The sequence below is a fragment of the Ralstonia mojiangensis genome (genome assembly GCF_023955645.1).
GTDB lineage: Bacteria > Pseudomonadota > Gammaproteobacteria > Burkholderiales > Burkholderiaceae > Ralstonia > Ralstonia mojiangensis.
In genome coordinates this window covers 1-18,268 of sequence record NZ_JAMXHU010000007.1, presented here as the reverse complement: position 1 = coordinate 18,268, position 18,268 = coordinate 1, and the positions used below count along the sequence as shown (strand labels likewise).

Here is an 18,268-nt window from a genome sequence, read left to right as displayed (position 1 = left end):
CGGCAGCATGGGACGGCAACGCTACAATGTCCGCCATGAAGCCGATCCGCTACACCATCGCCCCCGCCGCGCCTGAAGCGCACGTTTTCACCGTCACCGTCACGGTCGACGCGCCTGACAGCCAAGGCCAGCGCTTTTCGCTGCCGGCGTGGATTCCGGGCAGCTACATGATCCGCGAGTTCGCACGCAACATCGTGCGGATCGAGGCATCGTCTGCCCACAGGCCGGTGCGCCTGACCAAGGTCGACAAGCACACGTGGTGGGCGGCTCCGTGCACCGGGCCGCTGACGGTTTCATACGACGTCTATGCGTGGGACTTGTCGGTGCGCGCCGCGCATCTGGACGCCACGCACGGCTTCTTCAACGGCACGTCGGTATTCCTGCGTGTGGAAGGCGCGGATGACCAGCGTTGCCTCGTCGACATCCAGCCGCCCGCCGGAGATGCCTACCGCGGCTGGCGCGTGGCCACCGCGCTGCGCGAAGCCACTGGCCGCATCCAGGGCAAGGCCGGTGCCAAGCACTACGGCTTCGGCTGGTACGAAGCGGCCGATTACGACGAGCTGATCGACCACCCGGTCGAGATGGGCACGTTCGAACTGGTGTCGTTCGAGGCCTGCGGCGCGCAGCACGACGCCGTCTTTACGGGGCGCGTGCCGAATCTCGATCTGGAACGCATCGCCCGCGACTTCAAGCGGATCTGCGAAGCGCAGATCCGCCTGTTCGAGCCGCACACCGCTACGGCGCCGTTCCTCGACAGCAACCGCCGCTACGTCTTCATGACGATGGTCACCACCGACGGCTACGGCGGCCTGGAGCACCGTGCCAGCACCGCGTTGATGTGCGCGCGCAATGACCTGCCCGTGACCGGCCGCGACGAAACCACCGAGGGCTATCGCACCTTCCTTGGCCTTGTCAGCCACGAGTATTTCCACACCTGGAACGTCAAGCGCATCAAGCCGGCCACCTTCGTGCCGTACGCGCTCGACCGCGAGGTGCACACGCCGCTGCTGTGGCTGTTTGAAGGGTTCACCAGCTATTACGACGACCTGATGCTGGTGCGCTCGGGCTTGATCTCCGAAGCGCAATATCTGGAGATGCTCGGCAAGACGTGGAACGGCGTGCTGCGCGGCAGCGGCCGACTGAAGCAGAGCGTGGCCGAAAGCTCGTTCGATGCATGGACGAAGTATTACCGCCAAGACGAAAACGCGCCCAATGCCATCGTCAGTTACTACACCAAGGGCTCCCTGGTGGCACTGGCGCTGGACTTGACGATCCGCACGCAGACCCACGGCGAACGTTCGCTCGACGACGTGATGCGTGCCCTTTGGGTGACGTACGGCCGCGATTTCTACGCCGCCGGCCACACGCAGCGCGGCGTGACCGAAGCCGGGCTGATCACCCTGATGGAAGAAACCACTGGTGTGCGCCTGCGCACGCTGGTCCGCCAGTTGAGCGAAGGCCGCGACGACCCGCCGCTGCCGGCGCTCTTCAAGGCGATGGGCGTGAGCGCCACGCGCAAGGCCGCCGATACGGCGCTCGCGCTGGGGGTTAAGACCGCCGCCGAGAACGGCTTCGTGAAGCTGCAGCAGGTCTTCGACGATAGCCCGGCGCAGCGCGGCGGGTTGTCTGCCGGCGATCTGATCGTCGCGGTGGATGGCCTGCGTGTGCCGGCCGGCCAGCTCGACAAGACGCTCACGCGCCATCGCGCCGGCGATACCGTGCCGGTGCACGTGTTCCGCCGCGACGAACTGATGACGCTGAACGTGACGCTCGCCGCCGATGCCACGCCGCAGTTCACGCTGGCGCTGGCCACGGAGCCCTCGCCGCTGCGCTCGGCGTGGCTGGGCAAGCGGGCGGCTGCGCGCAAGGTGGCGCGCGGCAAGTCGGCCTGACGCGCGCCGCCTGATCCGATGGATTACGTCCACGATCCACGCACCTTCCTCTACAGCCATTACGTCTCGCGCGGCATCCGTACTGCCACGGGCGTGATCGGCTTGACGCTGCTCGCGCTGCTGGTGATGGACCTGCAGGGCGCGATGGTGGTGTCGATCGGTGCGCTTTGCACCAGCCTCATGGATTTGCCCAGCCCGCTGCGACACAAGTTCAACGAGATGATGGCGTGCGTGCTGCTGACGACGGCCGTCACGTTTCTCGTGGCCGTGGTGACGCCGTACGCGATCCTGCCAGCGGTCATCGTGGTGGTGAGCTTCCTGGCGGGGCTCATGGTGGCGTACGGCAACAAGACGATGCCGCTGCAGTTTGCGGCGCTGTTCGTCATGACGCTCACCTTCACCGAGGAATTCGCTTTCCGCGAAGCCGTGGAGCACACGTTGCAGTTCTTCCTCGGCGCCATCGGCTACATGGCCTTTGCGATGGCGGTGGCGTGGGGCCAGCGGCGACGCATCAAAGAACAGGTGCTGGCCGAATGCCTGTACGAACTGGCCGTGTATGTGGAATGCAAAGCCGGCTTTTACGACGCATCCAAGGATTTCGACGAGCAGTTCAATGCGCTCGTGCGTCAGCAGATTTCGGTGGCCGACAAGCAGCAGGTGGCACGCGATTTCGTGTTCCGCGATAACCGCACCGCCAGCGACGGGCGCCTCGTGCAGATCCACATGCGGATGCTCGACATCTACGAGTACCTGCTGTCGTCCAACACCGATTACACCGTGCTGCGCCAATGGCTGGCCGATGCTGAGGTGTTGCGTCTGCTGCGCGAGCTGATCGAGCGCATGCGCCTGGACATCGAAGGCGTTGCCTATGCCGTCGGCCGTGATCGGCCATCGCCTACGCCGATGTCGTACGACAAGGAGATGGCCGCCATTGAGGCAGCGCTGCTCGAACTCCAACGCGACCACCATGGCGTGCCGATCGAAGCCATTGCAGCGCTGGAAGAATCGGTGGCCACGGTGCGCGGGGCGATCCGCCTGATGGCGCAATTGCATGCCGCCACCGACACGCAGGTCGAGCCGTCGCAGGTGCTGCTGCGCCCGGACATGACGCCGTTCCTCACACGCCAGAAATACGAACTGCGTCTGGTGCTGGAAGAACTGACCTGGCGGTCTCCGGTGCTGCGTTTTGCGTTGCGCATCTCGATGGCGGTGGCTGCCGGGTTGTGGATCGCCGACCACCTGCCATATGCGTCGCACGGCTACTGGGTCTTGCTTACCATTGTCGTGATCCTCAAGCCGACGTTCAGCATGACGCGCCAGCGCAATTTCGATCGTGTGCTCGGCACGCTCATCGGCTGCGTGATCGCGGCGGTGATTCTGCGCTTTACCCATTCGACGTGGATTCTGATGGGTGTGTTGTACCTGTCGACAGCGGCCAGCGCAGCGTTCGTCACCGTGCGTTACCGCTACACGGCCATTGCCGCCTGCGTGCAGGTGCTTATCCAGATCAACCTGCTGCTGCCGGGCAGCAAGGGCGCCATTGGCGAACGGCTGGTCGATACGCTGATCGGCGCGGCCATCGCGACCGCGTTCAGCTACGTGTTGCCCGCCTGGGAATATCGCAACCTGCCCAAGCTGGTGGATGACGTGCTGCGCACCAACCGGCGCTTTATTGAGGCCGCGCGCGAGCTGCTGCTCGGCACGCTCAAGGATGATTTCGCTTATCGCGTGCAGCGCAAGCAATTCATGGAATCGCTCACGGGGCTGATCTCGGCCTTCGCGCGCATGCTGGACGAGCCCAAGAGCCGCCACCGCGCCGTCGACAACCTCAACCGCTTCATCGTCCAGAACTACTTGGTGGCCGCGCATGTGGCGGCGGTGCGCATCCTGATGCGTCAGCGCGCGCAGGAGCTGGACGAAGCTGACACCCGCGCGTTGGTCGAGCAGACCGCCGAAGCCGCGCTCGAAAGCCTCGCTCGCGCCAAGGAGCGTTTCGACCAAGCCGTGCATGAAGGCGGTTGGGGCGTGCGTCCGCGCGATACGCAAGAGTTGGGCGCTGCGGATTTCGCCGATAAATCTGCCCGTTCCCGCATGGTCGATGCGGCAGCAGAATTGGATTCGCTATCGGCGATGCACTTGCTGGAGCGGCGCCTGCAGGCGCTTCGGGCCGACACGGCCAAGATTGCGCTACGCTGCGGGGCGTTGGGGCGGGCGCTGCGGGCGTCGCGGGACTAACATCCCCAATTTTCAGAAAATCCGTCAGCAATTGTGCGTTTTGTACAGAGATTTGTTTTCGTTGGTTCCAACGGGCGTTAAAATGCCTGATCAAAAAAAAGGCCAATCGGCCTAAATTTGGGAGGAGTGGTATGGCCACTGCAGTGATGATGAAGCACCCGGCTTCTGGGATGATTAAGAAGGGGTATTTTGGATTTAGTTGGACCTACCTGTTTTTCGGATGGTGGGTGCCACTTTTTCGTGGTGAGCTAGGTGTCGCCGCGCTCCACTTGTTATTCACGATCTTCACGTTTGGTTTTTGGCAGCTCATCGTCGCCTTTTTGTATAACAAACAATATATGACGAGAATGTTGACCGAAAAAAATTACGTGCTCGCGGATACGGAACCGGTTAACACAATGGCAAAGCTAAAGCTGGGTATCGTGGCGTAAGACATGGGCGCTGTAATGGCGCCCATATTTTTATCTGATTGGTTGCAATGCGGGCCGCGGGATAGGCGCACCAAGCATCTATCCTCTCTGCGGCTTCAACCAATCAATCACCGGCTGGCCCTGTGCCGCCAGCCAATCGTTGGCCGTCTTGAAATGCCCGCATCCCAAGAACCCCCGATGCGCCGACAGCGGCGAGGGGTGCGGCGCCTCCAGCACGAGATGCCCATCTGACAGCAGCGCGCGCTTAGCTTGCGCGTGGCTGCCCCACAGCATGAACACCCGCTTGTGACCGACGCGCGCGAGTTGCTCCAGTAGGCAATCGGTGATGCGCTCCCAGCCGCGCTTGGCGTGGCTCGCAGCCTGACCTTGCTCGACGGTGAGCACCGTGTTCAGCAGCAGCACGCCTTGCTGTGCCCAGCCCTCCAAGTTGCCGGAGGTGCCTGGCAGCTTGCAGCCGAATTCCGCTTCGATTTCCTTGTAGATATTGCGCAGGCTTGGCGGCACGCGCACGCCGGCCGGCACTGAAAATGCCAGCCCATGCGCCTGCGGAATCTCGCGGCCATCGACGGTGCCAGTGCCGTGATACGGATCCTGGCCGAGGATGACGATGCGCACATCGTCTACCGATGTCAGGTGCAGCGCGCGGAAGACATCCGTCGGAAAGATTGGCTTGCCCGCCGCGCGCTCGCCATCGACGAAGGCGCACAGCTCCGGCCAATTGGTCTGAGCGATACACGGCGTGAGGAGCGTCTTCCAGTCTGCGGGCAGCGCGTCGAACTGCTGGGCCAGTGGGATGAAATTCCCAGCGGGGGTGTCCACCGCGGGTTCATCGAAGAGCGCGGCCTGCGCTGGATTGGCGCGTCGCGTCATGTCTGGCCCCCGATGGCTTTCGCGCGCAACTGGTAGCCGCGTTGCGCCTTGCTGATGTCGAGCGGTGTGAGGCCGGTCACGGCGGCGCGCAACTTCTGCGTCCAGGCGTGCAGGCGCTCGGCAATCGCGTCTTCGGCGAGCGTGCTGCCGGCGGCCGGCTTCCACTCCAGCTCCAGTTCATCGATCGGCTCGCGCGCCTGCGTGCCGGGGATCAGGATGGCGCCGGCGTCCAGCGCGATCTCGATCTCACCGCCATCCGCTGCGACATGCCACAGACGGCGCGTGAAGTCGGTGCGGAACAGCGGGGCGAGCGCGGCCGCGTGTGGCCGGACATAGTCGGCGGCCTCGGCCGCGTTGTTGGCGACAAAGGCATCGACGGACAGTGCGTCGTTCTGCAGCGGCACCTCCCATTCGTGGCGGGCGCTCAAACCGGACGTACTCACTGCTGCGGTCTTCAGCGTTTGCAGCCACTGACTGCCCTGACAGCGCACGCGCAGCGCTGCGCGGTTGCGTGCCAGCGCCTGGTCGGGCGTGTCGTAATAAACGTTCGCCAATTCCACCGAGCCGGCCGCCTGCGCATGGGCGTCCAGCCAACCGACCAGGGTGTCGTGCGCGCCGGCCGATACGGCCAGCTTCAGCTCAATCTCGCGGGCCATTGTCTGGCGCTCAGGCAAACAGGCGGGCGAGTTCGGCGCCCGGGTCTTCCGCGCGCATGAAAGCTTCGCCGACGAGGAATGCGTTGACCGCAGCGGCGCGCATCTTGCGCACGTCGTCCGGCGTGAGAATGCCGGATTCCGTCACGACGATGCGATCGTCCGGCATGTGCTTGAGCAGGTCGAGCGTGGTGTCGAGCGAGGTCTCAAACGTGCGCAGGTTGCGGTTGTTCACGCCCACCAGCGGCGTTTGCAGGCGCAGCGCGCGGTCAAGCTCGTGGCCGTCGTGCACTTCCACCAGCACGTCCAGGCCGAGTTCGAGCGCGCACGCTTCGAGTTCGACCATCAGGCCCTGATCCAGCGCAGCAACGATCAGCAGGATGCAGTCCGCACCCCACGAGCGCGCTTCGTACACCTGGTAAAGGTCGACCATGAAGTCCTTGCGCAGCACCGGCAGCGGGCAGGCGCCGCGGGCTTCGCGCAGGTAATCGGCGTGGCCCTGGAAGAACTGTTCGTCGGTCAGCACCGACAGGCACGCGGCGCCGTGCTCCGCATAGCTGCGGGCGATGTCGGCGGGCTTGAAGTTCGGACGCAGCACGCCCTTGGACGGCGACGCCTTTTTCACCTCGGCGATGACGGCGGCGTTGCCGGCGGCGATCTTGTCGCGCATCGCCTTGGCAAAGCCGCGGGGGCCGAGCGCGCTGTCGTTGCGGTTGGCTTCAGCTTCGGCGCGCACGCTGGCGAGGTCGCGGTGCTTGCGCGCGGCGGCCACTTCTTCGGCCTTCACGGCCAGGATTTTCTGCAGGATGTCGGACATATCAGGCTTTGAACTTATTAGTGACGCGCACGAGCTCGTCGAGCTTGGCACGCGCTGCGCCCGAGGCGATCGCCTCGCGGGCCAGCTTCATGCCGTCGCCGATCGAGCCGGCGATGTTGGCTGCGTACAGCGCTGCACCCGCGTTGAGCGACACGATTTCGCGCGGGGTGCCGGGCTTGTTTTCCAGTGCGTCGATCAGCATGGCTTTGGACTCCTCCGCGTCGGCCACTTTCAGGCTGCGGTTGGAGACCATCTGCATGCCGAAGTCTTCCGGGTGGATTTCGTATTCGGTCACCACGCCGTCCTTGAGTTCCCCGACAAGCGTGGCGGCACCCAGCGAGACCTCGTCCATGCCGTCCTTGCCGTAGACGACCACGGCGTGCTTTGCGCCCAGGCGCTGCATCACACGCACCTGAATGCCGACCAAGTCCGGGTGGAACACGCCCATCAGGATGTTCGGCGCGCCGGCCGGGTTGGTCAGAGGCCCGAGGATGTTGAAGATCGTTCGCACGCCCAGTTCCTTGCGGACGGGGGCGACGTTCTTCATGGCGGGGTGGTGATTGGGCGCAAACATGAAACCGATGCCTGCCGTCTCGATGGATTCGGCCACTTGCTCGGGCGTGAGCATGATGTTCACGCCCAGCGCTTCCAGGACATCGGCGCTGCCCGACTTGGAGCTGACGCCGCGCCCGCCATGCTTGGCGATGCGCGCGCCGGCCGCCGCCGCCACGAACATCGAAGCGGTCGAGATGTTGAACGTGTTGGCGCCGTCGCCGCCCGTGCCGACGATGTCGACAAAGTGATCGGACACCTCAGCGGGCACATCGACCTTGGTGGCGAATTCGCGCATGACGGTGGCAGCGGCCGCGATTTCGCCGATGGTCTCTTTTTTGACGCGCAGCCCCATGGTGAGGGCGGCTGCCATGACGGGCGACATCTCGCCGCGCATGATGAGCCGCATCAGGTGCAGCATTTCGTCGTGGAAAATTTCCCGATGTTCGATACAGCGGACGAGCGCTTCTTGCGGAGTGATGGACATGGTCGTTCCGTATTCAGTTGGGCGCTGCCGGAGCCGCAGCCGGGTTGGCCGGCTGTGCGGCGTCGCGCAAGGCGCCGATGCGCTCGCGCGACAGATCGGCCTCGCATGCGGCTTCAGCCAGTTCGGCATCGGGCGCATTGCGGGCCAGGCGGCGTTGCAGGTCGCATTCGGCCTGCCGGTAGAGTTGGTGTGCGCGCACGGTGCGGTCGAATGCCATGGCGACGCCGCGGTCCGTGCCTTTGTTGGCAGCGATGCGGGCGCGTAGCGCGGTGCGGCGTGTCGATTCGGCAGTCGCCAGTTCCGTTTGCGCCGCCTTGCGTGCGGTCTGCACGCATTGTGCGACGTTGCCGGCCTCAGGCTGAGCGGCGCGGCAGGCTTCCAGCGTACCGGCCATCGCCGGCAGGCTTGCCATCATCGCCAGCGCCACCGCGCACGCGCCGCGCATCAGACGCGTTCCTTCAGGAAGTTGGCAAGCAGCGCGTGGCCGTGTTCCGACAGGATCGATTCCGGGTGGAATTGCACACCTTCGACGGGCAGCGTCTTGTGGCGCACGCCCATGATTTCACCGTCTTCCGTCCAGGCGGTGATTTCCAGGCAGTCCGGCAGCGTTTCGCGCTCGATCGCCAGCGAGTGATAGCGCGTCACCTTGAAATGCCGCGGCAGGTTGGCGAACACGCCCACGCCGGTGTTTTCGATGGTGCTGACCTTGCCGTGCATCACCTTCTGCGCGCGGATTACGCGCCCGCCAAACGCATCGGCAATCGCCTGATGCCCTAGGCATACGCCCAGGATGGGCACGCGCCCCGCAAAGTGCTTGAGCGCCGGAACCAGGATGCCGGCTTCCGTCGGCGTGCACGGGCCGGGCGAGAGGCAGATGCGCTCCGGGTTCAGCTTCTCGATCTCTTCGATCGTGATCTCGTCGTTGCGGACGGTGTGCACGTCCTGGCCGAGTTCACCAAAGTACTGGACGATGTTGTAGGTAAAGGAGTCGTAGTTATCGAGCATCAAAAGCATGGTGGTCTCCTTGACCTCAGAAATCGGCGTCGAGGCCGTCTTGCACTTGCTCGGCCGCACGCAGCACGGCGCGCGCCTTGTGTTCGGTTTCCCTCCATTCGGCATCCGGGTCCGAATCGGCTACCACGCCGGCGGCTGCCTGCACGTAAAGGTTGCCGTCTTTGATGATGCCGGTGCGAATGGCGATGGCCAGGTCCATCTCGCCCGAGAACGACAGGTAACCGACGGCGCCGCCGTAGATGCCACGCTTGACCGGCTCCAGCTCGTCGATGATCTCCATCGCGCGCACCTTGGGCGCACCCGACAGCGTGCCTGCCGGGAAAGTCGCGCGCAGCACGTCCATGTTCGTCATGCCGGGCTTCAGGCGGCCCTCGACTGAGCTCACGATGTGCTGCACGTGCGAATACTTCTCGATGACCATCTGATCCGTCACCTTGACCGAGCCGATTTCGGCTATGCGGCCGATGTCGTTGCGCGCCAGGTCGATCAGCATGACGTGTTCGGCGATTTCCTTCGGATCGTTGAGCAGTTCGGTGGCCAATTCGGCATCGCGCTCTGGCGTGCTGCCGCGCGGGCGCGTGCCGGCCAGCGGGCGAATCGTGACGATGTGGGCGGATTCGTCGGTGCCGTTGCCGTTGTTTTCAGCAGCCGGCACACGACGCTCTTCCTGGCGCACCAGGATTTCCGGCGATGCCCCGACGATCTGCATGTCGCCGAAGTTGTAGAAATACATATACGGCGAAGGGTTCAGCGAACGCAGCGCGCGGTACAGCGACAGCGGTGCGTCGCGGAACGGCTTGACCAGGCGCTGGCCGATCTGCACCTGCATCATGTCGCCGGCGGCGATGTATTCCTTGGCCTTGAGCACGGCGGTGAGGTAGTCCGCCTTGTCGAACTCGCGGATGGTGTCGGTGCGCACCGACGGCGACGTCACCGGCACATCCACCGGCTGGTGCAGTTTGGTGCGCAGCGCGCGCAGGCGCTGTTTGGCGCGTGAATAGGCCTCGGGCTTGGACGGATCGGCGTAGACGATGAGGTAGAGCTTGCCCGACAGGTTGTCGATCACGGCCAGCTCTTCGCACAGCATGAGCTGGATGTCGGGCAGTTGCAGATCGTCGGGCGGCGCGGTTTCAGCCAGGCGGGGCTCGATGAAGCGCACGGCGTCGTAGCCGAAGTAGCCAGCCAGCCCGCCACAGAAACGTGGCAAGCCCGGGCGCAGCGCCACTTTCTGACGGCGCTCGAACGCGGCAATGAAGTCCAGCGGATTGCCGTCGTGCGTTTCCACCACTTTGCCGTCGGTCACCACCTCGGTGTGGTTGCCCTTGACGCGCAGCAGCGTGTGCGCGTGCAGGCCAATGAAGGAGTAACGCCCAAAGCGCTCCCCGCCCACCACCGATTCCAGCAGGAACGTATGCGTACCGCGGTCGTGCGATTGCGCCAGCTTCAGATACAGCGACAGCGGCGTCTCCAGGTCGGCCAATGCCTCGGCAATCAGCGGAATACGGTTGTAGCCCTGGTCGGCCAGCGATTTGAATTCGAGTTCGGTCATGAGCGGTCAGGTCGATTCGCCAGGCGGGCGGTTGCGCGCCCATCGGCATGCGTTCGCTCCACGGCAAACGCAAGAGCGTCAATGATGCCGTCGGAACGTTAGCAGAACATCAGGGATGGGAACGCGCGAACGTCGTAAAAGCGACCGTGCGATCCCGCAAGGGTCGTCCGCAGCCGATAGCGGGCCAGCGGAAGACCGGCGGGCGGTCAGCGTTTGGGGCAGGAGATGCGAGGGTGGTTTGAGCGGCGCGTTTGTGACGCGCCAGAGTGCCAAAACCGAGGAAGAACGATCAGCAGCCGTGCAAACGCTTACGCCCGGACGAGGGCGTGCCAGGGCCGCCAGGGCCAGGCCCCCCGGTCACCACCAGCGTCGACGCGTTTGCGATTCAGGAACATGGATCGTCAGTTGGAAGCGGCAGAGACGATGCTGTGTGGCTCTGCATAGGGCCGGATCAGCTCAGCTGCCGCAAAAAGTGTGTCGACTATAGCATCGGCTCCCGCGCCCTGTATAGGCTGGCCGTGGTTGTAGCCATACGGCACCGCCAGCACGCGCATGCCGGCAGCACGGGCCGCGCGGGCGTCGTTTTCCGAGTCGCCAATGGCCACGATTTCAGCCGGGGCCACGCCAAACGCCTCCGCCACGCGCAGCATGGGGTACGGATCGGGCTTGCGATATTGGAAGGCGTCCCCGGGGTAGACCAGGTCGAAATACGTGTTCAGACCGAGCTGCGCCAGAAGCGGCTGCGTGAAGTCGTGTGGCTTGTTCGTCACGCAGGCGAGGGGGACGCCCATGTCGCGCAATGCAGCCAGCCCCTCGCGCACGCCCTCATAGACGTTCACGTGTTGACCGTTGATGGCGATGTAGGCGCGCTGGTACGCCTCCAGTCCCTCCGCAAAGCGGCTGTTGGCCTGGGCCGGCGGCAAGCGCGCGTCCAGCACGCGCCGCACGAGGTTTTCTGAGCCTTTACCGACGTAGCCGACAACTTCTTCGGCGGGCATGTCCGGCGCAGCGCCAAGCGCTTCCAGCATCGCATTGATGGCGGCGTGGAAGTCGCCCGCCGTGTCGACCATCGTCCCGTCCAGGTCGATGATGACAGCGCGGACGGGGCCGGCGGGTAGCGCGCCCGTGGTCATGCCAGGGGTGCCAGCGCTTGGCGCAACGCGCCCACGGTGCCGCGGTAGCCGCCGTCCGCATCCGGCTTGCCGAACACGGCCGAACCCGCGACGAAGGTGTCGGCGCCGGCTTTGGCAATCTCGGCGATGTTGTCCGCCTTCACGCCGCCGTCGATCTCAAGCAGGATCTTGCGGCCGGTCTTGTCCTGGTATGCGTCGAGCTTCTGGCGAACGGCGCGCAGCTTGTTCAGCGCCTCCGGAATGAACGATTGGCCGCCAAAGCCCGGGTTGACCGACATGATGAGCACCATGTCCAGGCGATCCATCACATGATCCAGATAGTGCAGCGGCGTGGCCGGGTTGAAGACGAGACCAGCCTTGCAGCCGTTGTCGCGGATCAGCGCCAGCGAGCGGTCGATGTGCTCCGAAGCTTCCGGGTGAAACGTGATCAGGTCAGCGCCGGCCTTGGCGAAGTCCGGGATGATGCGGTCGACGGGGCTCACCATCAGGTGCACGTCGATCGGCACCGGCTTGCCGTCCTTTTGCGCGTGCGGGCGGATCGCCTCGCAGACCAGCGGCCCGACGGTCAGGTTCGGCACATAGTGGTTGTCCATCACATCGAAATGGATCCAGTCGGCGCCCGATTCGAGCACGCGGCGCACTTCTTCGCCAAGGCGGGCGAAGTCGGCGGACAGGATGGACGGGGCGATGCGGAAACCGGACGGATCGATGGCTGCGGACATGATGGGAGACGGATAAGGCGCGCAGATGCGCAAAGGAGGCCGCTATTTTAGCCGGATCGGCCGTCTGTCCGCGCCTTGCCGCTGCCACAGCCATGCCGCACAATGGGCGCCAATTCTGATTGTGGATCGACATGCCGAGCTACGAACTCACCGTCCAGGTCCGGACGCGCTATCTGCCGGAGCAATCCGAGCCGGAGCAGGGCAGCTACGCCTTCGCCTACACCATCACCATCCGCAACACTGGTGACGTGCCGAGCCAGCTTATTTCCCGCCACTGGCTGATCACCGACGCCGACGAGCAGGTGCAGGAAGTGAACGGCCTGGGCGTGGTTGGCCACCAGCCGCTGCTGCCACCGGGCGAATCCTTCGAATACACGAGCTGGGCGACCATCAAGACACCCGTCGGCACGATGCGCGGCGAATACTTCTGCGTGGCCGAAGACGGTCACCGCTTCGAGGCGCCCATCCCCGAATTTGCACTGGTGATGCCGCGCATGCTGCACTGATCGGGAATCAGGGTGCGTCGGATTTGGCTGCTTGCGAATCTTTCGGGGCGCCGGCGGTCGATTCCGAAGGCTTGACAGCGTCGCTGTGGCGCGACGGGTGTTCGGGCGGCGCACGCAGCGGGCGCGGGTGCTTCTTGGCGCCCGACATCGTCCAGATCACGATGAAGATCAGCAGGAACAGCGCCACGCCGGCCTCCAGGCCGAACAGCATCATCGGATGGTTTTCAAAGAATTCGCTCATGGTCGACGGCGGGAAGCTCGGGTGCGAGGCATTGTAGCCAAGCCCGCGGCCGCATCGGACAGGATGGAACACGCATGACAGCAGCAACCTTGAACGCACTGACTCGGGCTCGCAACGCTCTGCACCGCCGATGGGCTGCGCGGTTCGGTTCTCTGGCCGCAGCCTTGGTCGCCGCGATGCTGGCAGCCTGCACGAGCGGGCCCCCTCCGCGCGTCGAAACGCCGCAGGCGCCCACCGGCACGCTCGGCGGGCATCTGGCGCCTGCCACGTGGGCGGATGTGTCCGGCTGGACTGTCGATGACCTTGCCTCCGCCTGGCCCGCCCTGCAATCGAACTGCCAGGCGATGAAGCGTCGCGCCGATTGGTCGCGCGTGTGCACCGCCGGCTTGATGGTTGATGCCGGCGATCCGATCGCCATGCGCGTCTTCTTTGAAGACAACTTCACGCCGTATCGGGTTGTGAAGGACGACGGCACCGACAGTGGCCTCATCACCGGTTACTACGAACCGCTGCTGCGCGGCTCGCGCACCCGCCACGGGGCCTATCAGACGCCGCTGTACCGCATGCCCGCAGCGTGGCGCGGCAAGACGCTGCCGGCCCGCGCGCAATTGATCCGCAGTCCGTCGCTCCAGGGACAAGAGATTGTCTGGGTGGACGACCCGGTCGAAGCGGCGTTCCTGCAGATCCAGGGTTCGGGCCAGGTTCAGTTGGAAGAGGGCGGCATCATGCGCCTGGGCGTGGGCGGAACCAATAATCAGCCGTTCCGCTCGTTCGCCCGCTGGTTGCTCGACATGGGTGAGATCACGCCGGTGCAGGCCACCATGCAGGGCATCAAGGCGTGGGCGCGCGCCAATCCGGGCCGCGTCGAGGAGATGCTCAACATCAACCCGCGCTACGTTTTCTTTGCAGAGACGCCTGGCAACACGGGTGGCCCGATCGGCAAGCTTGGCGTGCCACTCACGGACGAGCGTTCGATTGCCGTGGATCCGACTTACATCCCGCTGGGCTCCCCGGTGTTTCTGTCGACAACCAAGCCGCTGTCGACCGATCCCATCCAGAAACTCGTGTTTGCGCAGGACGTGGGTTCAGCCATTCGCGGCGCCGTGCGTGCCGATTATTACTTCGGCCATGGCGATGCCGCGGGCGATCTGGCTGGGCGCATGAAGCAGGCGGGCCGCCTTTGGGTGCTCGTGCCAAAGGGTGGCAGCGTGGGCGTTGCCGCCCGCTAAGACGAGGGACTAACCGCGCCGCAAGTCCACCACGCGGCGCGCCTTGCCGACTGAGCGCTCGATCCCGCCGCTAGCCAGCGTCTCGATTGCGGCCGTTACACCAATCAACGACTTGATGTCGTGCGCCAGTTGGCTGCTGGCAGATCGGGCTGCGTCAACCGACGCGCCCAGCGCCGCCTCGATCCGCACCGTCAGCGTATCCAGCGGCCCTTCCTTGCCGAGCACGCATTGATAGTGCGGTGAGAGTGCCGCGTGCTTCAGGATCAATTCTTCGATCTGCGATGGGAATACGTTCACGCCGCGCACGATCATCATGTCGTCGCAGCGGCCGGTGATTTTTTCCATGCGCCGGAAGCCCGGACGCGCCGTGCCTGGCAATAGACGCGTCAGATCGCGCGTGCGATAGCGCACCACGGGCATCGCTTCCTTGGTCAGCGACGTGAAGACCAGTTCGCCGAATTCGCCGTCGGGCAGCACCTCGCCCGTGTCCGGATCGATGATCTCCGGATAAAAGTGGTCTTCCCAGATGGTCGGGCCGTCCTTGGTTTCGGCGCATTCGCTGGCCACACCTGGCCCCATCACTTCGGACAGGCCGTAGATATCGACCGCTGAAAGCCCTATGCGTGCCTCAATGGCGCTGCGCATCTCGGGCGTCCACGGTTCGGCGCCGAAGATGCCGATCTGCAGGCTCGACGCCGCCGGGTCCATGCCTTGCCGCTCGAACTCGTCGGCAATCGCCAGCATGTAGCTGGGCGTGACCATGATGATCTGCGGCTGAAAATCGGCGATCAGCTGCACTTGTCGCTCGGTCTGCCCCCCGCCAAACGGGATGGCCGTCAGCCCCGCGCGCTCCACGCCGTAATGCGCACCCAGGCCGCCGGTGAAAAGGCCGTAGCCGTAGCTCACGTGGACCTTGTCGCCGCGCCGTGCGCCCGCCGCGCGAATCGAGCGCGCCACCAACCCGGCCCACGTATCGATATCCGCCAGCGTGTAGCCGACAACCGTGGGTTTGCCCGTCGTGCCCGACGACGCGTGGATGCGCGCAATCCGATCCTGTGGCACCGCAAACATGCCGAACGGATAGTTGTCGCGCAGATCCGCCTTGGTCGTGAATGGAAACCTCGCCAGATCGGCAAGCGACTGCAAGTCCGACGGATGCACGCCCGCCGCGTCAAACTTGGCGCGGTAGGCGGGCACGTTCTCGTACGCGTGCGCCAGGCTGTGTTTCAAGCGTTCAAGCTGCAGCGCCTGGATGGCGTCGCGGCTGGCAGTCTCGATCGGATCGAGCGGCAGGTCGGTCGAGCGGGGGCGCATGCGGGTCTCCTCGGGACGCCGTCGTGCGAACCTGCTCACGATCCTACTGCGCGTCCCGATCTTGGCCCTGCGATGCTCACCGTACCCATGTACGGTTGCGCTTCTCGGGCCAACCTCGGGCCGCTCGCTACGGATCGTGAACAGGTTCTGAGGCGTCCTCTAATGGTGATGCGGTTTTGTGGAGGGCTTTATATAGAGGTCGAACTAGGGTTCTGGGCTGCCAGGGACCGGAATGACGTGGCCGCGAATCTGTGCGGACTTGCCGCGAAACATGGCGACCACCTCGCCGGCTTGATTTGTCACGCGTACGTCGTAGATGCCGTGGCGGCCGGATAACACCTGCTCGCTTGCCTCGGCTGTGAGGGTGTCGCCGCCGTGCGCCGGGCGCAGGAACTCGACGCCGCATCCAGCCGCCACCGTGTTGTGGTTATGGCTGTTGCAGGCAAACGCGAAAGCCGAATCGGCCAGCGTGAAGATCAATCCGCCATGACAGGTGCGATGCCCGTTGAGGAATTCAGGTCGCACCGCCATGGACAGCCGGGCATAGCCGGGCGCGACCGCCTCCACGCGCATGCCGAGCCAGCGGCTGCAGGCGTCGGCGTCGTACATGTTTTTGCAGGCCGCTTCAGCCAGCGCCTGTGCATCGTGGAGGGTTGTTTCCGTCACGCTGATGTCCTTATTCGCCGGTGAAATGCGCCACGCGCTTGTTGAGGAACGCATCGACGCCCTCTGCGTAGTCGCGGGAGTTGCCGAGTTCGCGCTGTAGGTCGCGCTCCAGATCCAGCTGCGCGTCGAGCGACTGAGTAGGCGCTGCATGCATCGCACGCTTGATGGCAGCTAGCGCTCGCGTCGGCTGCTTGGCCAGGTGGTCGGCCATGCAATTCACTTCGGTCAACAGGATCTTGGCATCGTGATAAACGCCCCAGATCAGGCCCCAGGCGAGCGCTGTCTTGGCGTCGAGCTTCTCGCCAAGCATCGCCAGCCCCATCGCCCGCGCCACACCGATGCGCTGGGGCAGGAACCACGTTCCGCCCGAATCCGGCAGCAGCCCGATCTTTACAAACGCCTGGAGGAAGCACGCATTCTCGGCGGCCATCACGATGTCGCACGCCAGCGCTAGGTTCGCGCCCGCGCCGGCGGCTACGCCGTTCACTGCGGCAATCACCGGCAGGGGCATGGCACGCAGACGGCGCACCAGCGGGTTGAATTGTTCGTCGATGAGCTGGCCCAGGTCGGTCATCTGCCCGGGCGTGAAATTGAGTTCGGAGAGATCCTGCCCCGCGCAGAAGCCACGCCCCGCACCGGTCAGGATCAGCGCGCGGGCCCGCTGGCGCTCCACCTTGTCCAGCGCTTCGCGCAGTTCCCGGTGCATGCCGGCCGTGAAGCTGTTGAGCTGATCGGGCCGGTTCAGCGTGATGGTTGCCACGCGTTCATGCCAGTCAAGCAGAATGGTCGGGCTAGTCATCTTGTCTCCTCCTCGGTCATCGGTTCATTGATTAACCGACCGGTTGGTCGGCTAATATTACATCCATTCCAACTGGAGCTTCCATGTCCTACGAAAACATTCTGGTCGAAACGCGCGGTCGCGTCGGTCTTATTACGCTCAATCGTCCGAAGGCGCTCAATGCCCTCAACGATGCGCTCATGGATGAACTTGGCGCCGCGCTACTCACCTTCGATGCCGATTCCAACATCGGCGCCATCGTCATCACCGGCAGTGAAAAGGCGTTCGCCGCGGGCGCAGATATCGGCGCCATGGCCGACTACGACTTCGCCACCGTCTATAAGAACGAATACATCACGCGCAACTGGGAAACCATCCGCCGCATCCGCAAGCCGGTGATCGCCGCGGTGGCCGGCTACGCGCTGGGCGGCGGCTGCGAACTGGCCATGATGTGCGACATCATCCTCGCCGCCGACACCGCCAAGTTCGGCCAGCCGGAAGTCAAACTTGGCACCATGCCCGGCGCTGGCGGCACGCAGCGCCTGCCGCGCGCCGTCTCCAAGGCCAAGGCCATGGATCTCTGCTTGACCGCCCGCATGATGGGCGCTGAAGAAGCCGAGCGCGCCGGCTTGGTCTCGCGCGTCATCCCCGCCGACAAGCTGCTCGACGAAGCCATCCACGCCGCAGAAACCATTGCCGCCTTCTCGCTGCCCACGGTCATGATGATCAAAGAGTCGATCAATGCGGCCTACGAGACCTCGCTTAGCGAGGGCGTACATCTCGAGCGCCGCCTGTTCCACTCGACATTCGCCACGGAAGACCAGAAAGAGGGCATGCGCGCCTTCGTCGAGAAGCGCGCACCGGCGTTCAAGCACCAATAAGCACGAGGTAGCGGAGTGATCTCGGGAATACCCGAGTGATAACCTCGGGTATCCTGAGCCCCTTTTTGCGCATGATTTGCGGCCGCAATCCTAGGCGCAGACGGGGCTGGCGGCGATTCTTCACGAACTCGTCATCAACCCGTCACGACAAAGGTGTTGCCAACCCCCGAGAACCCGCCTATAGTTCGCCCCTCGCTGCAAACGACAGTGCCGAAACGAAAGGGACGGCGGTGTGGTTAAGGCGGTGGAGAAGTAGGTGTGGAGCGGGTTTGCGGTCGATTGAGTGGTTGGCGATTGG

General features: G+C 64.4%; 19 protein-coding genes. 6 read left to right on the top strand and 13 right to left on the bottom strand.

The genetic code is table 11. From position 1 onward, the window contains the following. The first annotated feature begins 35 nt into the window (after positions 1-35). The 3 genes from NG898_RS24960 to NG898_RS24950 all read left to right on the top strand — a co-directional run bounded on the left by NG898_RS24960 (position 36) and on the right by NG898_RS24950 (position 4,558). The gene (locus tag NG898_RS24960) at positions 36-1,892 is read left to right on the top strand and encodes a M61 family metallopeptidase (protein WP_252695047.1); all 1,857 of its coding nucleotides are present in this window, start codon (positions 36-38) and stop codon (positions 1,890-1,892) included. An 18-nt stretch (positions 1,893-1,910) separates the two neighbouring features. Further along, entirely contained in the window at positions 1,911-4,127 is a 2,217-nt protein-coding gene (locus tag NG898_RS24955) for an FUSC family protein (RefSeq protein ID WP_252694964.1), read from the top strand. Positions 4,128-4,258: 131 nt separating this feature from the next. Next, positions 4,259-4,558 (top strand): hypothetical protein, encoded by a 300-nt coding sequence (locus NG898_RS24950; RefSeq protein WP_252694963.1) that lies wholly within the window; start codon positions 4,259-4,261, stop codon positions 4,556-4,558. A gap of 78 nt (positions 4,559-4,636) precedes the next feature. On the opposite strand, the gene NG898_RS24945 is transcribed toward NG898_RS24950, so the two are convergent. The 9 genes from NG898_RS24945 to rpe all read right to left on the bottom strand — a co-directional run bounded on the left by NG898_RS24945 (position 4,637) and on the right by rpe (position 12,355). Continuing rightward, positions 4,637-5,428, bottom strand: coding sequence for a uracil-DNA glycosylase (locus tag NG898_RS24945; RefSeq protein WP_252694962.1), 792 nt, complete (start codon positions 5,426-5,428; stop codon positions 4,637-4,639). Continuing rightward, positions 5,425-6,084, bottom strand: coding sequence for a CYTH domain-containing protein (locus tag NG898_RS24940; RefSeq protein ID WP_252694961.1), 660 nt, complete (start codon positions 6,082-6,084; stop codon positions 5,425-5,427). The genes NG898_RS24945 and NG898_RS24940 overlap by 4 nt, the downstream gene beginning before the upstream one ends. A 10-nt stretch (positions 6,085-6,094) precedes the next feature. Next, positions 6,095-6,898, bottom strand: coding sequence for an indole-3-glycerol phosphate synthase TrpC (gene trpC, locus NG898_RS24935; protein ID WP_252694960.1), 804 nt, complete (start codon positions 6,896-6,898; stop codon positions 6,095-6,097). Position 6,899: 1 nt separating this feature from the next. Continuing rightward, a complete protein-coding gene (gene trpD / locus NG898_RS24930) occupies positions 6,900-7,937 on the bottom strand; it encodes an anthranilate phosphoribosyltransferase (RefSeq protein ID WP_252694959.1) in 1,038 nt (345 codons plus the stop codon). Between the two features lie 13 nt (positions 7,938-7,950). Next, positions 7,951-8,382 carry a lysozyme inhibitor LprI family protein gene (locus NG898_RS24925; protein WP_252694958.1) on the bottom strand — a complete coding sequence of 144 codons (432 nt, stop codon included), beginning with the start codon at positions 8,380-8,382 and terminating at the stop codon, positions 7,951-7,953. Continuing rightward, the gene (locus NG898_RS24920; protein WP_045203097.1) at positions 8,382-8,951 is read right to left on the bottom strand and encodes an aminodeoxychorismate/anthranilate synthase component II; all 570 of its coding nucleotides are present in this window, start codon (positions 8,949-8,951) and stop codon (positions 8,382-8,384) included. The genes NG898_RS24925 and NG898_RS24920 overlap by 1 nt, the downstream gene beginning before the upstream one ends. Positions 8,952-8,967: 16 nt before the next feature. After that, positions 8,968-10,500: an anthranilate synthase component I gene (gene trpE / locus NG898_RS24915; protein ID WP_252694957.1), complete on the bottom strand. Its 1,533-nt coding sequence runs from the start codon at positions 10,498-10,500 to the stop codon at positions 8,968-8,970. A gap of 401 nt (positions 10,501-10,901) precedes the next feature. Continuing rightward, on the bottom strand, positions 10,902-11,633 hold the full coding sequence (locus NG898_RS24910) for a phosphoglycolate phosphatase (RefSeq protein ID WP_252694956.1): 732 nt from the start codon (positions 11,631-11,633) through the stop codon (positions 10,902-10,904). Beyond that, positions 11,630-12,355, bottom strand: coding sequence for a ribulose-phosphate 3-epimerase (rpe, locus tag NG898_RS24905; protein ID WP_004636669.1), 726 nt, complete (start codon positions 12,353-12,355; stop codon positions 11,630-11,632). The genes NG898_RS24910 and rpe overlap by 4 nt, the downstream gene beginning before the upstream one ends. Before the next feature lie 131 nt (positions 12,356-12,486). Here rpe and apaG point away from each other — a divergent pair, with 131 nt between their 5' ends. Next, positions 12,487-12,861, top strand: coding sequence for a Co2+/Mg2+ efflux protein ApaG (apaG, locus tag NG898_RS24900; RefSeq protein WP_092977146.1), 375 nt, complete (start codon positions 12,487-12,489; stop codon positions 12,859-12,861). Between the two features lie 7 nt (positions 12,862-12,868). On the opposite strand, the gene NG898_RS24895 is transcribed toward apaG, so the two are convergent. Then, positions 12,869-13,102 carry a hypothetical protein gene (locus NG898_RS24895; RefSeq protein WP_252694955.1) on the bottom strand — a complete coding sequence of 78 codons (234 nt, stop codon included), beginning with the start codon at positions 13,100-13,102 and terminating at the stop codon, positions 12,869-12,871. 74 nt (positions 13,103-13,176) lie between these two features. On the opposite strand from NG898_RS24895, the gene mltA reads away from it, so the two are divergent. After that, positions 13,177-14,331, top strand: a complete 1,155-nt coding sequence (gene mltA, locus NG898_RS24890) for a murein transglycosylase A (protein ID WP_252694954.1) — start codon at positions 13,177-13,179, stop codon at positions 14,329-14,331. Positions 14,332-14,340: 9 nt separating this feature from the next. Here mltA and paaK read toward each other — a convergent pair whose 3' ends face one another. The 3 genes from paaK to paaG all read right to left on the bottom strand — a co-directional run bounded on the left by paaK (position 14,341) and on the right by paaG (position 17,110). Then, complete coding sequence (paaK, locus tag NG898_RS24885) at positions 14,341-15,645, bottom strand: phenylacetate--CoA ligase PaaK (RefSeq protein ID WP_252694953.1); 1,305 nt, start codon at positions 15,643-15,645, stop codon at positions 14,341-14,343. Between the two features lie 204 nt (positions 15,646-15,849). Next, a complete protein-coding gene (gene paaI, locus NG898_RS24880; protein WP_252695046.1) occupies positions 15,850-16,317 on the bottom strand; it encodes a hydroxyphenylacetyl-CoA thioesterase PaaI in 468 nt (155 codons plus the stop codon). Between the two features lie 4 nt (positions 16,318-16,321). Then, positions 16,322-17,110: a 2-(1,2-epoxy-1,2-dihydrophenyl)acetyl-CoA isomerase PaaG gene (gene paaG, locus NG898_RS24875; protein WP_252694952.1), complete on the bottom strand. Its 789-nt coding sequence runs from the start codon at positions 17,108-17,110 to the stop codon at positions 16,322-16,324. 83 nt (positions 17,111-17,193) lie between these two features. On the opposite strand from paaG, the gene NG898_RS24870 reads away from it, so the two are divergent. After that, on the top strand, positions 17,194-17,970 hold the full coding sequence (locus tag NG898_RS24870; RefSeq protein ID WP_252694951.1) for an enoyl-CoA hydratase: 777 nt from the start codon (positions 17,194-17,196) through the stop codon (positions 17,968-17,970). Positions 17,971-18,268 lie beyond the last annotated feature (298 nt).